This is a genomic window from Pseudomonas caspiana (assembly GCF_002158995.1).
In the GTDB taxonomy this organism is placed as follows: domain Bacteria; phylum Pseudomonadota; class Gammaproteobacteria; order Pseudomonadales; family Pseudomonadaceae; genus Aquipseudomonas; species Aquipseudomonas caspiana.
This window is the reverse complement of sequence record NZ_LOHF01000017.1, coordinates 58209-74779: the sequence shown is the minus strand read 5'-3', so window position 1 is coordinate 74779 and position 16571 is coordinate 58209. Positions and strand designations below refer to the sequence as shown.

Sequence of the window (16571 nt, the reverse complement as noted above, 5' to 3'; positions counted from 1 at the left end):
CATTGCTCGTGAGCTCCTACAGATCAACCGTTTTGCTTCGCGATCGCGTTGCGTCGAGCGACAAAGGGCGGTATCCCAGAGGAGATCATCAACAATGAGAGTAACGGTTAAACCCTTTCCACCGCCGCTGCCAATGCCTTGGCAAACCGTCTTGCCACTTCGTCGATCTGCTCGGCGGTAATAATCAGCGGCGGCAGGAAGCGTACGACGCTGCCGTGGCGGCCACCCAATTCCAGGATCAGCCCGCGCTTGAGGCATTCGTTCTGCACCAGTGGCGCCAGCTTGCCAAATGCAGGTGGATGACCAAGACCATCGAGCGCGCCCGTCGGGTCCACCAGTTCAACGCCGAGCATCAAGCCACGCCCCCGAATATCGCCCAACTGCGGGAAATCCCGCTGCAGCACGCGCAGGTGCTCGGTCAGACGTGCGCCCATGGCCGTGGCGTGCGCGGCGATGCCGTGCTGCTTCAGATAAGCCATCACCGCCGAACCTGCGGCCATCGCCATTTGGTTGCCACGGAAGGTCCCGGCATGAGCGCCCGGCAGCCACTTGTCCAGCCACTCGCGATAAACCACCACCGCCAGCGGCAGGCTGCCGCCGATGGCTTTGGACAACACGACAACATCCGGCACGATGCCCGCGTGTTCGAAGGCAAACATTTTGCCGGTCCGGGCAAAGCCGCTCTGGATCTCATCGACAATCAACGCCACACCGGCGTTTGCAGTGATGCGCCGCAAGCCACGCAACCAGTCCAGATCGGCCGGGATCACCCCGCCCTCGCCCTGCACCACTTCAACAATGACAGCAGCCGGCAGTTGCACGCCTGCTTCCGGATCGTTGAGCAGGTTTTCCAGATAACGCAAATTGACCTTGATGCCGTCAGCGCCACCCAGCCCGAACGGGCAACGGTAGTCGTAAGGGTACGGCAGGAACTGCACGCCGCTGTTGAGCAAAGCGGCCATAGGCTTTTTCGGCCCGAGGCTGCCCATCAGGCTCAACGCCCCCATACTCATGCCGTGATAACCGCCCTGGAACGACAACACGGTGCTGCGTCCGGTGGCGGTGCGAACCAGTTTCAGAGCGGCTTCCACTGCGTCGGTGCCGGTCGGGCCGCAGAACTGGATTTTCGCGTCGCGTGCGAACTCTTCAGGCAGTAACCCGAACAGATCCTGAACGAATTGATCCTTGACCGGCGTGGTCAGGTCCAGCGTGTGCAGCGGCAGGCCTTCGTCAAGCACCTTGCGAATCGCCGCGATCACCACCGGATGGTTATGCCCCAAGGCCAGCGTCCCGGCACCGGCCAGGCAGTCGATAAACGTGCGTCCTTCGACGTCTTCCACGTAAATACCCTGAGCGCTTTTGAGCGCCAGCGGAATACGTCTTGGGTAACTGCGGGCGTTGGATTCCTGTTGCTTCTGACGTTCCAGCAACGGTGAATCTTCGAAGTGATAGAGCACTTCTTCCGGCTCAGTGTTGAGCCGTGCGGATGAGTTTTCATTGCGACTGATGGCGACTGACATCCTTCAAACCCTCGATAACAGGAAATGGACATCTGCCAAGCCATCCTGCGCTGGTAGATTCCTGTTTAAGGAAACGCACCAGCGCGGTCGGGATTTAATGCCGAATATTACATCCAGCCCAGCCATTTCCAGTACGTGGCGCCGAACAGCAGCATTAACAGATAGCCGATCACGGTGACTGGAATGCCAACCCGCGCGAACTGACGGGCGGTGAAGGTTTCGGTGCCCAGACAGACCATGTTCTGTGGCGCATTGATCGGCAGGATAAAACCGTAACTGACCGCAAAACCAAGCAGCATGGTCATGCCCAAACGATTGAAATCACCGGGCAAGGTTTGCAGCACAGCAATAAGGATGGGCAGCATCGCCGAGGTCAGCGCCGTGGCGCTGGCGAATCCCAGATGGATGAGAATCAGAAATCCGGCGAGGATCGCAAACACACTCAACGGCCCGACCTGATCCAGCCCGGTGCGACTCACGACTTGCACACCCAGCCATTGCCCCGCCTGAGTGGTGAGTAACGCGGTACCGAGGCTGATGCCGACACCGAAGACAATCACCGTGCCCCAGGGAATGCGTGACTGCACGTCCTTCCAGGTCATCACGCCCCAGCCGGGCAACAACAGCAGAACCAGACCGGCATAGGTGGTCGATGTGGTGTCGAAGCTGTGCAGTTTGCCTTCCGTGGCCCACAGCAACAGCAAGCCAATAGAAACCGCCATCAAGCGTTTCTGCGCGCTCGTCATGGGCCCGATATCAGCCAGTGATTGCGCCACCGCCTCCTTGCCACCCGGAATATTGTCGCTTTCCGGCGGCAGTAATTTGAGCACCAGCACGATCAACACGCCGGACATGATGATTGCCCAGGGCGCACCGGCGATCAGCCAGTCGAGCCAGGACACTCGGGCACCGAGCATCTTGTCCATGAAGCCTGCGGTCAGGAGGTTTTGCGCAGCGGCAGTCTGGATACCGACGTTCCAGATACTGGTGCCCTGGGCAACGATGATCATGATCGCGGCGGCGACATTGGAGCGTTTGTCCATGCCGAACGCAGCAATCACGCCCATCATGATCGGCACCACACAAGCACTGCGCGCGGTCGCACTGGGCACCACTAAGCTGAGCAGGATGGTGACGAAGATTGCACCGAGCATGATCCTTCGCGTGCTGGTGCCGATGCGTGACAGCGTTACCAGAGCGATACGCCGATCCAGCCCGGTATGGGTCATGGCAGCCGCAATGAACAACGCGCCCGCCACCAGCGCCAATGCCGAGTTTGAGAATCCGGTCAGGGCCATGGTGATTGCGGCAGACGAGCCATAGATCACAGAGGGGTCTTTCAGCGTCGGCGCAGTACCAATCAGAAACGCCATCAGCGAAGTGATCATGATCGCGCTGGCTTCATAGGACACCGCTTCAGTGATCCACACCACCACAGCAAACGCCAGAATCGCCAGCATGCGCTGCCCGGCGATGGGCAGGTCCTCCGGGAATGGCAGCAACAGCACAGCCACCATGACCGCGATACCGACCAGCAAGCCCATGGGTAATTTGATCTTGACGGGTGGTTGTTCGGGAACGGTTGAAGAGGCGTTCATTGGGTTTCCTTGATCCGGCACAGCGCGAATCGGGAGTTCGCACGACTTGCATCATGCGCCCCTCTATCACAGCTGGCATTGAGGTGGATCAACGAATGGCCAACGACCCTGTTCTACAACACGGATGCCAGCCAGGCAGGAGAGTTGTCCCGGGCGAGTCTCGTGAGGTATCCGCAACTCGTGGGGCTACAAGTACCTATTGAATTGAAAAGCCGTCCCCCTGTGGGAGCGAGGCTTGCCCGCGATACATAAGACGCAGCTAAAAGGCATACCGCGTTATCGTTTATCGTCGGAATGCCGCCCAGACCAAGCCTCGCTCCCACAGGTCGGCATTCCAAATCCGGAATTGCGGTTTCGGGGGCCCACCCTTGCTCTACACCCTCATCAATCCAACGCCTCCAGTTGCGCCATCAAGTCACTCAACCGATCCACCTTCTCCTCCGTCATCTCGCTGGACTCAAGCCCCTCGATGTAAGCGGCCAGTTGCTCCACGGTGCTGCACTCGAACATCGCTCTTAGCGGCACATTGCGTTGCAGCGTGTTTTGCACGCGGGAGGCTATTTGCGTAGCCAGCAATGAGTGGCCGCCCAGTTCGAAGAAGTTGTCGTGAATGCCAACCTGGTCCACCTTCAGCACCTCTGCCCAGATACCCGCCAGTGTCTGTTCAAGTTCATTGCGCGGGGCGATGTAGGCCTGGCTTTGCAACTGGCCGATGTCGATCCCAGGCAACGCCTTGCGATCCAGTTTGCCGTTGGCGTTACGCGGCAGGCGTTCGAGTATCAACCAATGCAGCGGCACCATGTAGTCCGGCAGCGAGGCCCGCAGGCGCGCCTTGATGATTTCCGGCAGTTCGCCTTCTTGCTCCTCCACGGGCACCAGATAGCCCACAAGATACTTGCCATTCGGTCCTTCCTGGACCGCCACTGCAGCATCGCGGACTTGCGGCTGTTCGTGCAGGCGCGCTTCGATTTCACCCAGTTCGATGCGGAAACCGCGAATCTTCACTTGATGGTCGATTCGGCCGACGTATTCCAGCACGCCGTCGGCCCGACGCCGCGCCAGGTCGCCGCTGCGATACAACCGCTCCCCCGGCGCGCCGAATGGATGCGGCACGAAGACTTGCGCCGTGCGTAACGGGTCCTGCACATAGCCACGGCCCACGCCGACGCCTGCGATGCACAACTCGCCCACCGCCCCCGATGGCACCAGATCAAGCGCGTCATCCAGCAGGTACAAACGGTTGTTATCGGTCGGCGTACCGATCGGCAAATAGCTGCCTTCAGTGGACGCCTGATCGACGCGGAAGAACGCCACGTCGTCGGAACACTCTGCTGGCCCGTAAGCATTGACGAGGCCGATGTGGGGATAAGTCTGCAGCCATTGATGCGCCAGTTCTGGCGGCATGGCTTCCCCGGTCGGCAGCATCCAGCGCAGGCGTTCAAGTGGAGGATGATCCTCGGTCAACATGCCCTGAATCAACGACGGCACGCTTTCCAGCACAGTGATCCCGCTACTCTCCACATGCTTGAGCAAGCCCACTGGATCATGAGCGATGGTGTTCGGCACGATGTCGACCCGCGCGCCGAACAACGGTGCAGCCAGGAACTGCCAGACCGAAATATCGAAGCTCTGCGATGCGGTCTGTGCGATCACGTCAAACTGATCCAGATTGAGATACGGCGCTTTGCTCAGTTGGTTATTGAGCATGCCGCGCTGCTCGACCATCACGCCTTTGGGCTGCCCGGTGGAACCGGAGGTGAAGATCACGTAAGCCAGGTTGTCCGGCCCGGAATAGATCCCGAGGTTATCCAAAGAATGCCCGCGCTCCTGTACGTCTTCCCAGACCAACAGCCGAGGCTTGCCCGCGCACGAGAAGCCTTCCAGCAAGCTCATGGCCTGTTCTTTGTAGGCGGCCGTGCACACCAGCAATGGCGTGCGGCTCTGTTCGATGATGCCGCTCAAACGTTGCGCAGGCAGGCCCGGATCCAGTGGCAGATACCCTGCCCCGGCCTTGAAGCTGCCAACCATCATGCCCAGCAGATCCAGCCCGCGTTCGGCCAGCAACGCGACAGGCTGATCAACCTGCACACCAGCGTCGCGCAAGGCATGGCCGAGACGGTTAGCGTGTTGGTTGAGGTCTTTGAAGCTCCACTTCTGCTCAAGACAGGTCGCGGCGATACGTTGCGGATGAGCCTCGACCTGCGCTTCGAACAAGCGCACATAGCCCTGCTCCAACGGATATTCCCGATCGCTCTGGTTGCAGCCTTCCAGCAGCCATTCACGCTCGGAATCCGCCAGCAAAGGTAGCTCGGCCATATCGCCCTGAATGCCGTCCGCCAAGGCCAGCAACAGGCGTTTGAACTCACCCAGCAAGCGCTCAACCGTTTCGCCATCGAAATAACGCTGGTCGAAAGACAGATGCAACCCGAGGTCGTCGCCTGGATAACACACCGCCGTCAGCGGGAAGTTGGTGTGGGTGCGGCCCGAGTCCGAGCTAGCGCTCAGGCTCTGGGCGCGGTCCAGTACCGACACTTCGACCGGGGCGTTTTCGAACACAAACAGACTGTCGAACAGCGGCTGGCCCTTAGGCAGTTCGCTGCATTCCTGAATCTGCACCAGCGGCATGTATTCGTGCTCGCGCAGTTGCAGGTTGCTATCCAGCAGACCGTGCAGCCAGTCCAGCACCGTGCAATGCTGATCGGCGCCGGGCAGGCTGACCCGTAACGGAATGCTGTTGATGAACAGGCCCACCGTGCGCTGCATCTGTGGCATGTCCACCGGACGCCCCGCCACTGTGACACCAAATACCACGTCCGCGTCGCCACTCAAACGCCGCAGCACCAGCGCCCACGCTGCCTGAGCGAACGTGTTGACCGTTAACTGGTGACGCTGGGCCAAATCCTTCAAGCGCTGGCCGTCAGTTGCATCAAGGCGTGTGTAACGGTCGCCGACGATCATGCCGCCACTGTGCCCGGCATGCTCGCGCAGCAAGGGTCGATCGGTCGGAATGTAAGTGGTGCGTTCATAACCTCGCAGGTTGCTGCGCCACCATTGTTTCGACTGAGCAATGTCCTGGCGTTGCAGCCAGCCGATGTAATCGCGATAACGCGGTGGCAGCGCTAATTGCGCTTCACGGCCTTCGCCCAGCGCGGTGTAGATTTCGAAGAAATCGCTCATCAGCAGGCCACGGCACCAGGCATCGATCAGGATGTGGTGGTTGCTCATCATGAACCAGTAACGGCCCTCGCCCACCCGGATCAGACGCAGGTGGAAAGGCGCTTCGTGAAGCAAATCGAAACCGGCTTCGCGCTCGCTCTTGAGCAAGGTTTGCAGACGTTCTTCGTGCTGCGCTTCTGGCTCGTTGCTCCAGTCGACGAACTCGATCCGCGTACTGCCCGGCTTGTGAATGATCTGCAGCATCTGCTCGCCGCTGTCCCAGCAGAACGATGCGCGCAAGGCTTCGTGACGCGCCACAACGGCTTGCCACGCCTGAGCAAAACGCTGCGGGTCCAGTTCGCTGTTGATGCGATAACGGTCCTGCATGAAATAAATACCGGTGCCGGGCTCCAGCAGCGTATGCAGCAGCAGACCTTCCTGCATCGGTGTCAGCGGATAGACATCTTCGATGGCTGAAACGGGAACTGGCAGTGCATCCAGTTGCGACTGAGTCAGGCGCGCCAGCGGGAAGTCCGAAGGAGTCAGGCCGCCTGCGCTGTCGTCCAGGCAATGGGCGATCACACCTTGCAACTCATCAATGTAGGCGTTAGCCAGCGCTTCAATCGTCGTGGCATTAAAGCGCTCGCGACTGAAGGTCCAGCGCAGCACCAGTTCGCCGCCGTACACCTGGCTGTCGATACTCAAGGCATTCGGCAGTGGCGCGTTTTCGTCGTGGGTCGGGCCGACTGAAGCGTCCAGCGGTTTGAACAATGCGTCGTCAGCGAAGCTCTGATCGAACTGCCCGAGGTAGTTGAAGGTGATCGACGCTTCGGGCAATGCGGCCATGCTTTGACGGCTGACCTCGTCTGCCAGATAGCGCAGCACACCGTAACCCAGACCTTTGTGCGGCACCTGGCGCAATTGCTCTTTGATGGCTTTGATCGATGCTGCCCGGCCGGTTTCGGCGTTGACGTCCAGCGGGGTCAGACGCAGCGGATAAGCGCTGGTGAACCAGCCGACGCTGCGGGTCAGATCGATGTCATCGAACAGGGTTTCGCGGCCATGGCCCTCCAGTTGAACCAGCGCCGAATCGTCCCCCGTCCAGCGGCACACCACCCGCGCCAACGCGGTCAGCAGCAGGTCGTTGACCTGGGTGCGATACGCCGCCGGAGCCTCTTGCAGCAATTGCCGGGTATGCCGTGAATCCAGACGCACGCTCAGGGTTTGCGCCTGTGCTTGTTGCTGACGTCCGTGAGGCTGATCGAACGGCAACTCGCCGCTGCCAACCAATTGGCTCTGCCACCACTGAAGTTCTTCGCGCAACGGCTCGCTACTGGCGTAAGCCTGCAAACGTTGAGTCCAGTCACGGAACGCGCTGGTCTTGGCGGGCAGCGGCTGCTCGCGGTAAGCCGCTTGCAAATCATCGAGCAGAATTCGCCACGAGACGCCATCCACCACCAAATGATGGATCGCCAACAGCAGCTGTTGCGGCTCGCTGCCGTTGCTGATCAGTACCCCACGCAGCAGCGGACCTCGTTGCAGATTGAGGCTGCGCTGGGCGTCGGCGAACAGTCCCGGCGATGCCTCTTCTGCACGCCAGAGAACCGCGCAATCTTCCAGCTGTACATGCTCGGCACGCCATTGACCGTCATGCTCGGTGAAGCGCAGGCGTAACGCATCGTGCTGCACCAGCACCTGACGCAACGCTTGCTCCAGTCGCGCCGGATCAAGCGGTTCGACAGGTTGTAGGAGCACCGCCTGGTTCCAGTGCCGACGCTGGGGAATATCGCTTTCGAAAAACCAGTGTTGAATCGGCGTCAGTTGCGCGCCGCCTAGCACCGGTCCTTGTTCGGCAAGGATCTGCTCGGTTCGGGTTGCGACGCTGGCCAGGGTCTGCACGGTCTGATGCTGGAACATGTCCCGCGGGCTGAAATGAATTCCGGCTTGCCGGGCGCGACTGACGACCTGAATCGACAGGATCGAATCGCCGCCCAGCTCGAAGAAGTTATCCAGCAGCCCCACGCGCTCGACATTCAGCACTTCACGCCAGATCGCCGCCAGCGCTTGCTCGAGCTCATTTTGCGGGGCCACAAATTGCTGGCGGTTATGTTCAAGGTCCGGCGCAGGTAAAGCGCGACGGTCGAGTTTGCCGTTGGCGGTCAGCGGCATACTGTCCAGTACGATGAGTTGTGCGGGCACCATGTATTCCGGGAGCTGGCTGAGCAAATGCGCTTTCAGGGCATCGCGCAATTGCAGCGGGTCACCCTCGCCGACCACATAACCCACCAGCTGTTTGCCGCTCGGCGCATCCAGCGCCAGCACGATGGCTTCGCGTACCGCAGCGTGCTCCAGCAGACGGTTTTCGATTTCGCCCAGCTCGATGCGGAAACCACGAATTTTCACCTGATGGTCGATCCGGCCCAGATACTCAACCAGCCCGTCGGCGCGTTGCCGGACCAGATCGCCGGTGCGATACATGCGTCCGCCATTGGCTGCAAACGGATCGACCACAAAGCGCTCGGCGGTCATGCCGGGCCGTTGATGATAACCACCGGCCAAACCTGCGCCGCCGATGTACAACTCGCCGGTTGCGCCCTGAGGGACGAGGGTCAGGTCAGCGTCAAGAATGTAGGCACTGCGAGCGCCCACGATGCTGCCGATGGGCACTGTGGCCAGACCTTCGTCCAGTGTTTCGGGCGCCAGACAGGCCAAAGGCATGACAACCGTTTCGGTGGGGCCGTAGGCATTGAAGAACTGCTGCGGCTGAAACACTGCGCGGATTCGCTGCAAATGCTCGCCGGTCAGCGCTTCGCCTCCAGTGATGCACATGCGGATGGGCAACGTTTCGTTGTGGCTGGCCAGCCATTGCGCCAATTGGCTGCCATAACTCGGGGTAAAGCCGAGAATGTTGACCTGCTGTTCACGAATCAACTCGCAGATTTCCTGCGCCCCCCACTGTCCTTGGGCACGCACGACCACTCGTGCACCGCAGAGCAATGGCACCAGCAGGCGCTCGGTAGCGGCGTCGAAGTTGATCGAATAAAAATGCAGTTCGCAGTCATCGTTGCGCATGCCGAACCGTTGAATCACCGCACGGCAATGCATCGCGATCTCGCCATGACTGACCGCTACACCTTTAGGCTTGCCGGTGGAGCCGGAGGTGTAGATCAGATAGGCCTGATGTTGCGGCAGGTTGAGGTTGGGTAAGTCGGAGTCATCGTGTGCAGCATTCTCCTGTAGGAGCTCACGAGCACCGCGAGGCAGCGATCGCGGTGTGTCAGGAGAATCGCTATCGCTGCCTCGCGTTGCTCGTGAGCTCCTACAGGTATTCGATGTCATCGGGAATCGCGATACGCCCTCCGGCAACTCACCCAACGCCTCAAACAACTGCGCATCACCCAGCAGCAACGCAATGCCGCTGTCTTCGATCATGTAATGCAAGCGGTCCAGCGGGTATTCGGGATCCAGCGGCACATAAGCGCCCCCCGCCTTGAGAATCGCCAGCAAACCAATGACCATTTCATGGGAGCGCTCAAGCGCCAGCCCGACGCGCACTTGCGGGCCGACGCCCTGTTCGCGCAGGGCTCGGGCCAACTGGTTAGCGCGGCGGTTGAGCTGGTCGTAGGTCAATGTCTGCCCGGCGAACGTCAGCGCGCCCGCGTCCGGCGTTTTGCGAGCCTGTTCAGCAAACAGCTGATGAATGGAGTACGACAGCTCATGTTCGCCCGCCTCTTGCGCCAGACCGGCCAACAACTGATCGCGCTCAGCCGGTTCAAACAACGGCAGCTCGCTCAAACGTTGTTCAGGATCAGCGAGCAACCCGCGCAACAACGTACGCCAATGCTCGGCCATGCGCGCGATGCGCGCTTCGTCGAACAGGTCGCAGCTGTACGTCAGGCAGCAACCCAGACGCTGATCAAGATCAGTGACTTCCAGGTTGAGATCGAACTTGGTCGCCAGTGCATCGTTGACCAGATAATCCACGGTCATCCCGGCCAGGGTTCGGCTTTGCTGGAATTCCCAGCGCTGCACGTTGCACATCACCTGGAACAGCGGGTTATACGCGGCGCTACGAGGAGGTTGTAGCGCTTCGACCAGATGATCGAACGGCAAGTCCTGATTCGACTGGCCTTCGATGACCGTCTGACGCACCTGATCGATCAACTCGGCAACACTCATCTGCCCATTGAGCTGGCAACGCAGCACTTGGGTATTGAGGAATGCGCCAATCAGACCCTCGCTTTCCGGGCGAATGCGGTTGGCCACTGGCGCGCCGATGCGCAAGTCCTGCTGACCGCTGTAGCGATAGAGCAAGACCGCCAGCGCTGCCGTCATGGTCATGAACAAGGTCAGGCCATGTTCAGCGTTGAACTGACGCACCTGAGCCGCCAGTTCGTCGCCGAGATCGAAGCGGTACAGCCCGCCCCGATGGCTTTGTACCGGTGGTCGCGGCCGGTCACTGGGTAACTCCAGCAGCGGGTGTTCGCTGCCCAGTTTCGCGGTCCAGTAATCCAGCTGACGCTGGCGCTCCCCCGACTCCAGCCATTGCCGCTGCCAGACGCTGTAATCCAGATACTGCACCGCCAACGGTTCGAGCGGCGACTGACGATCATCGACAAAGGCTTCGTACAGCGCGCTGAGTTCACGGGCAAAGATGTCCATGGCCCAGCCTTCAGTGACGATGTGATGCAGGGTCAGCACAAAAAAGTGCTCCTGCTCGCCAGCCTTGACCAGACAGGCGCGCAGCAGTGGGCCGCGCTCAAGATCAAACGGCTCGTGAGCCTGTGCATCAGCAAAGGCCTGCAAATGCTGCTGGCGAGTGCTGACATCCAGCGCGGAAAAGTCCTGCCACTGCATACGCAGATTCAAGTCACTGTGTACCTGCTGCCAGGCCACGCCATCGACACTCGGGAAGGTGGTGCGCAGGGTTTCGTGGCGGTCGATCAAAGCGTGCAGCGCTGCTTCGAAACGGCTGATATCCAGCACGCCGCGCAACCGCGCCATGCCGCCGACGTTGTAGGCAGGGCTGTCCGGCTCCAGTTGCCAGAGGAACCACATACGCTGCTGGGAATAGGACAACGGCACGCGCTGGCTGCGGTCGACACGTTCAATCGGCAATTGGCGATTGCTGTCGCCCGCCAGTTGAATCTGACGCACTTGTTCGGCAAACGCAGCCAGCTCGCTGGCGTCGAACAACACACGCAACGGCAGCTCGACATCGCACGCCTGACGGGTACGGGAAACAATCTGGGTTGCCAGCAAGGAATGCCCGCCGAGGGCAAAGAAGTCGTCGTTCAGACCGACGCATTCGAGGCCCAGCACTTCACGCCAGATCGCAGCGATTTGCTGTTCCAGCTCAGTGCGCGGGGCTACATGTTCGCGCTGTTGCCAGTGCGGATCGGGCAACGCCCGGCGATCCAGTTTGCCAGCAGGGCTTAGCGGCATGCTGTCCAGGCGCATCAATTGCGCGGGCACCATGTATTCCGGAAGCTCAGCCGCCAGTGCTGCCTTCAATTGTTCGGCTGAGACCTCGTTGTCAGCGGTGTACCAACTGATCAACTGCGCGCCGCCAGGGCCTTCGCGCACCAGTACCGCCGCCTGACGCACACCCGGTTGCGCCAACAGGCGGGCTTCGATTTCTTCGGGTTCAATCCGGAAACCGCGCAGTTTGACCTGCTGATCGAGACGCCCGAGGTATTCGATTACGCCCTCGGCCGACCAACGCGCCCGGTCACCGGTACGGTACAAACGCGTGCCCGCCTCGCCCAAAGGATCGGGGACAAAGCGCTCGGCGGTCAGGCCCGGACGCCCCAGATAGCCACGAGCCAGGCCAATACCGCCAATGCACAGTTCACCCGGCACACCGGCTGGCACCGGGTTCAGTTCGCTGTCGAGAATCCGGCAGAGCACATTGCCCAGCGGCCGACCAATCGGCGAGCGCTCGCCGTCTTCGCGACGACAATGCCAATGCGTAACGTTGATCGCGGTTTCGGTCGGTCCATAACGGTTATGCAGCTGCACGTTTGGCAGTTGCTCCAGCACCCGGTTACGCAGTTCGGCAGGCAAGGCTTCGCCACCAGAGAACAGCCGTTTGAGACTGCAGCATTGCGCGATGTCGGCCTCCTCAATGAACAACTGCAAGAGCGGCGGCACGAAGTGCAACGTGGTGACGCTGAATTGCTGGATCAGCTCGACAAGACGTCGCGGGTCACGATGCTCGCCCGGCGCGGCGATCAGCAATCGGCAGCCGGTGATCAGCGGCCAGAAACACTCCCAGACCGACACGTCGAAACTGACCGGGGCTTTTTGCATCAACACGTCGTCGGCGTTCAGGCCGTATGTCGCCTGCATCCATTGCAAGCGTTCAGCCAGGGCCGCGTGGGTGTTGCCAACACCTTTGGGCTGACCGGTCGAGCCAGAGGTGTAGATCACGTAAGCAAGGTTGTCGCCAGACAGGTGCAGACCCGGCGCGCTGCGTGGCCAGTTATCCAGATGCAGGTTATCAAGCGTGATCGCGGTGACGGCTTCGCTGACCGGCAGGCTCGTCAACAGATGGCTTTGGGTCAACAGCAACTCGACGCCGCTGTCGTGCAGCATGTAGCTCAAGCGCTCGCTAGGGTAATCCGGGTCCAGCGGCACATATGCGCCACCGGCCTTGATGATCGCCAGCAGGCCGATCAGCAATTGCGGCGAACGCTCGGCGCAGATGCCCACGCAAACGTCCGGGCCGACGCCTTTGTCGCGCAAGTAATGCGCCAGACGGTTGGACTGTGTATCCAGGCTGGCGTAATCCAGCTGACCGCCCTCCCACACCAGCGCGATGCGCTCCGGGGTTAGCGCGGCCTGCTCGGCCAGACGCTCCGGCAACCAGCGACTGGCAGCCACACAAGGAGCCTGACTCCAGTCCTGCTGCAGGGTTTGCTCCACCGGGCTGAGCAGGTTCAGGTCGCCAATACACTGGCTCGGCTGATCACTGATCTGTTGCAACAACGCCGTGAAATGCTCAGCCATGCGCCGTACGGTCTGTACGTCGAACAGTTCTGCGGCGTAGTCGAAATGCAGGGCCAGACGCCCGCGATGGTCTTCTTCGCTGTGCAGTTGCAGATCGAACTTGGCCTCGCGGCTGTGCCACGGCAGTTCGTCAGCAAGCAAACCCGGCAGGCGGCGCAAGGCGCTCAAGTCCCGCTGCTGATGGTTGAACATCACCTGAAACAGGCCCTGTTCCCTTGCTTGAGGGAAGGCTTCGAGCAACTGCTCGAACGGCAAGTCCTGATGAGCCTGAGCCCCCAGGGTCGCATGCAGGGCTTCGTCGAGGAGCTGTGCAAAAGGTTTGCGGGCATCAACTGTCCCGCGCAGCACCAGGGTGTTGATGAAGAAACCTACCAGTCCCTGAGTTTCAAGGCGTGGTCGGTTGGCACCCGGCACGCCGATACGAATATCGGTCTGCCCGCTGTAGCGATGCAGCAAGCTCTGGAACGCCGCCAGCAAGACCATGAACATTGTCGCGCCATGTTCCTGAGCGGTGTAACGCAAAGCACTGCTCAGGCCTTCATCAAGCAACACGCTGTAGCGCGCCGCCTGATGAGTGCGCAACGCACTGCGCGGATGATCGGTGGCCAGACTCAAGGTCGGGTGCTCGTCGCCCAGTTGCTGCGTCCAGTATTCAAGTTGGCGCTGCGCTTCGCCGGCTGCCAGCCAGTCGCGCTGCCATTGGGCGTAATCGGCGTAATGCATCGGCAACGGCACGAGAGCAATAGTTTGCCCCTGGCTGGCAGCGGCATAGAGTCGTGAGAACTCGTCGATCAGCAGGTTAAGCGACCAGCCATCGGCGATGATGTGATGCAACGTGACCCACAGTTGATGCTCTTGCTCGTCGAGTCGAACCAATGTCACCCGTAGCAGCGGACCTTGCTCAAGATCGAAAGCGGTTTGAGCTTCCTGCTCGCGGGCTTGCAGAACCTGAGCGTCGCGCTCGGCCGACGATAACTGACTGAAATCCAGATGCTGCAAGGCGAAGGTTGCAGTGGGCTCAATGCGTTGCAGTGCCTGCCCGTCACGCTCAAGGAAACGCGTGCGCAGGGATTCATGCCGCTCGATCAACTGCTCGAAGCTTTTGCTCAAGGCGCGCTGATCGAGGTCGCCGCGCAAACGCAGCGCGGCGGGAATGTTGTAAGCGGCGCTTTGCGGGTCCAGTTGCCAGACAATCCACAGGCGGTTTTGCGCCAGCGATTGCGGCAGATCACGATCACGCGGCAGCAATGCAATGCTGTTCTGGCGAGTTGCACCCGACGCTTGCTGACGTGCGACTTCAGCGCAGAATTCAGCCAGCGACGGCGCTTCGAACAACAACCGCAGGTTCAGCTCAAGGCTCAAGGCTTCACGCAAGCGCCCCATCACCTGTGTCGCAGCGATGGAGTTACCACCGAGCAAGAAGAAATTGTCATCGATGGCGATATGCTCGACGTTCAGCTGTTCGCGCCATATCGCGGCGATGCGTTTCTGCAAGTCATCGGCAACCGTTGCCTGTTCGCCGGCAGGCTCATCCGCATGCTTGGTAACAGGGAAAAGCGCATAACTGTCGAGCGTGCCATCGGCCAGACGGGTTCGGCAGGCCGAGCGTTGCAGCTTGCCGCTTGAGGTCTTCGGCAAAGCGCCGGGATTGAGCAGCGCCACGACGCTGGGGGCTTCCTGAAAGGCCTCGGCGACGGTTTGTCGGATGGCCTTGATCAGGGCGTCCGGGGGCAGGATTTTCTGCACGCTGCGGCTGATTTCAGCGGCGATCCCAATACCGTCCACGCCATTTTCAGTCACGGCAAATGCCGCGACCCGGCCTTTGCGAACCACATCGACTTCGCGCTCGATGGCCTGCTCGATGTCCTGCGGGTAAAGGTTATGACCACGCACGATCAACATGTCTTTCAGGCGGCCGGTGACGAACAGCTCGCCGTGGCGCAGGAAACCCAGGTCGCCGGTGCGCAGCCAGGTACGGCCGTCACGTTCAACAAAGGTCTTGGCGCTGGCTTCGGGATTGCGCCAGTAGCCGTGAGCAATGCTCGGCCCGGCCGCCCAGATTTCCCCCACCTGATTGTCAGCCAGCAGCTTCCCGGTTGGCGCATCGACAATGCACACCGCATGCTCCGGCTGACTGCCACCGCAACTCATCAATACACTGCCCACACCCGGTTCGGCGCGATGCTGTGCCAACGACTGATCGCACACCTCCAGATTGGGAATGCCACGCCCACGCTGCCCACCCGTGACGAATAGCGTGGCTTCGGCCAGGCCGTAACAGGCAAAGAAGCTGTCGGCGGTAAAACCTGCGGCAGCGAACTTGCTGCTGAACAGATCGAGGCTGTCCTGACGAATCGGCTCGGAGCCGGAAAACGCCACACGCCATTTACTCAGGTCAAGCTTGTCCAGCGCCGAGTCGCTGACCCGCTCGCTGCACAGGCGATAGGCGAAGTCCGGGCCACCACTGATGGTGCCGCCGTATTCGCTGATCGCTTCCAGCCAGCGTAATGGACGCCCGAGGAAGTAACCCGGTGACATCAGCACACACGGCACACCACTGAAAATCGGCTGCAACAGACCGCCGATCAGGCCCATGTCGTGGTACAGCGGCAACCAGCTGACGATCACATCGTCAGGGTTGAGATCAATGCCGAAACCGCGACGAATCAACAGCTCATTGGCCACCAGATTGCCGTGGCTGACCTGCACGCCTTTGGGCAACGCCGTTGAGCCGGAGGTGTATTGCAGGAAGGCGATGTCATCGGCCTGCAAGGTCGGCTCGCGCCAGTGATCAGCCAGTTGGCTGTCAAGGGTGTCGACGCACAGCAGCTTTGGCGCATCGGCGGCATTGAGCTGCTCGCTCATTTGCAGCAGGGGTTCGCGCAAACTGCTGCGGGTCAGGATCAGCCGTGGCTCGGCGTCGGCGATGATCGACAGCAAGCGCTCCTGATGATGACGACGCGCCGATTCAGGCGGGTAAGCGGGCACCGCAATTACACCGGCATACAGGCAACCGAAGAACGCCGCGACATAGTCCGGACCACTCGGGAACAACAACACCGCACGCTCGCCGGGTTCAACCTGAGCCTGCAAAGCAGCCGCAATGGTGCGGGCGCGCTGATCAAGCTGGCGATAACTGAGCACCGCGCCTTCGCTGGCATCCTCCGCCAGAAAACGCAGGGCAATGCGATCAGGCTGGCCATCTGCACGTTGTTGCAGGGCCTGCACCAGAGTGTTGGGGAGTTCGAACGCGTCGTTCATGGTTGTTCCTGCCTGAGTCCGGCTT

At 60.6% G+C, this 16571-nt stretch carries 3 protein-coding genes; all 3 read right to left on the bottom strand.

The annotated features are described in order from the left end of the window. Positions 1-107 precede the first annotated feature (107 nt). The 3 genes from AUC60_RS18785 to AUC60_RS18775 all read right to left on the bottom strand — a co-directional run bounded on the left by AUC60_RS18785 (position 108) and on the right by AUC60_RS18775 (position 16546). Positions 108-1520, bottom strand: a complete 1413-nt coding sequence (locus AUC60_RS18785) for an aspartate aminotransferase family protein (protein ID WP_144443274.1) — start codon at positions 1518-1520, stop codon at positions 108-110. 107 nt (positions 1521-1627) lie between these two features. Beyond that, complete coding sequence (locus AUC60_RS18780; RefSeq protein ID WP_087270936.1) at positions 1628-3118, bottom strand: DASS family sodium-coupled anion symporter; 1491 nt, start codon at positions 3116-3118, stop codon at positions 1628-1630. 384 nt (positions 3119-3502) lie between these two features. Then, positions 3503-16546: a non-ribosomal peptide synthetase gene (locus AUC60_RS18775; RefSeq protein ID WP_087270933.1), complete on the bottom strand. Its 13044-nt coding sequence runs from the start codon at positions 16544-16546 to the stop codon at positions 3503-3505. Positions 16547-16571 lie beyond the last annotated feature (25 nt).

Coding starts and splice junctions, on each gene's coding strand:
- AUC60_RS18785 (WP_144443274.1), bottom strand. CDS start 1,520: ATGTCAGTCGCCATCAGTCGCAATGAAAACTCATCCGCACGGCTCAAC.
- AUC60_RS18780 (WP_087270936.1), bottom strand. CDS start 3,118: ATGAACGCCTCTTCAACCGTTCCCGAACAACCACCCGTCAAGATCAAA.
- AUC60_RS18775 (WP_087270933.1), bottom strand. CDS start 16,546: ATGAACGACGCGTTCGAACTCCCCAACACTCTGGTGCAGGCCCTGCAA.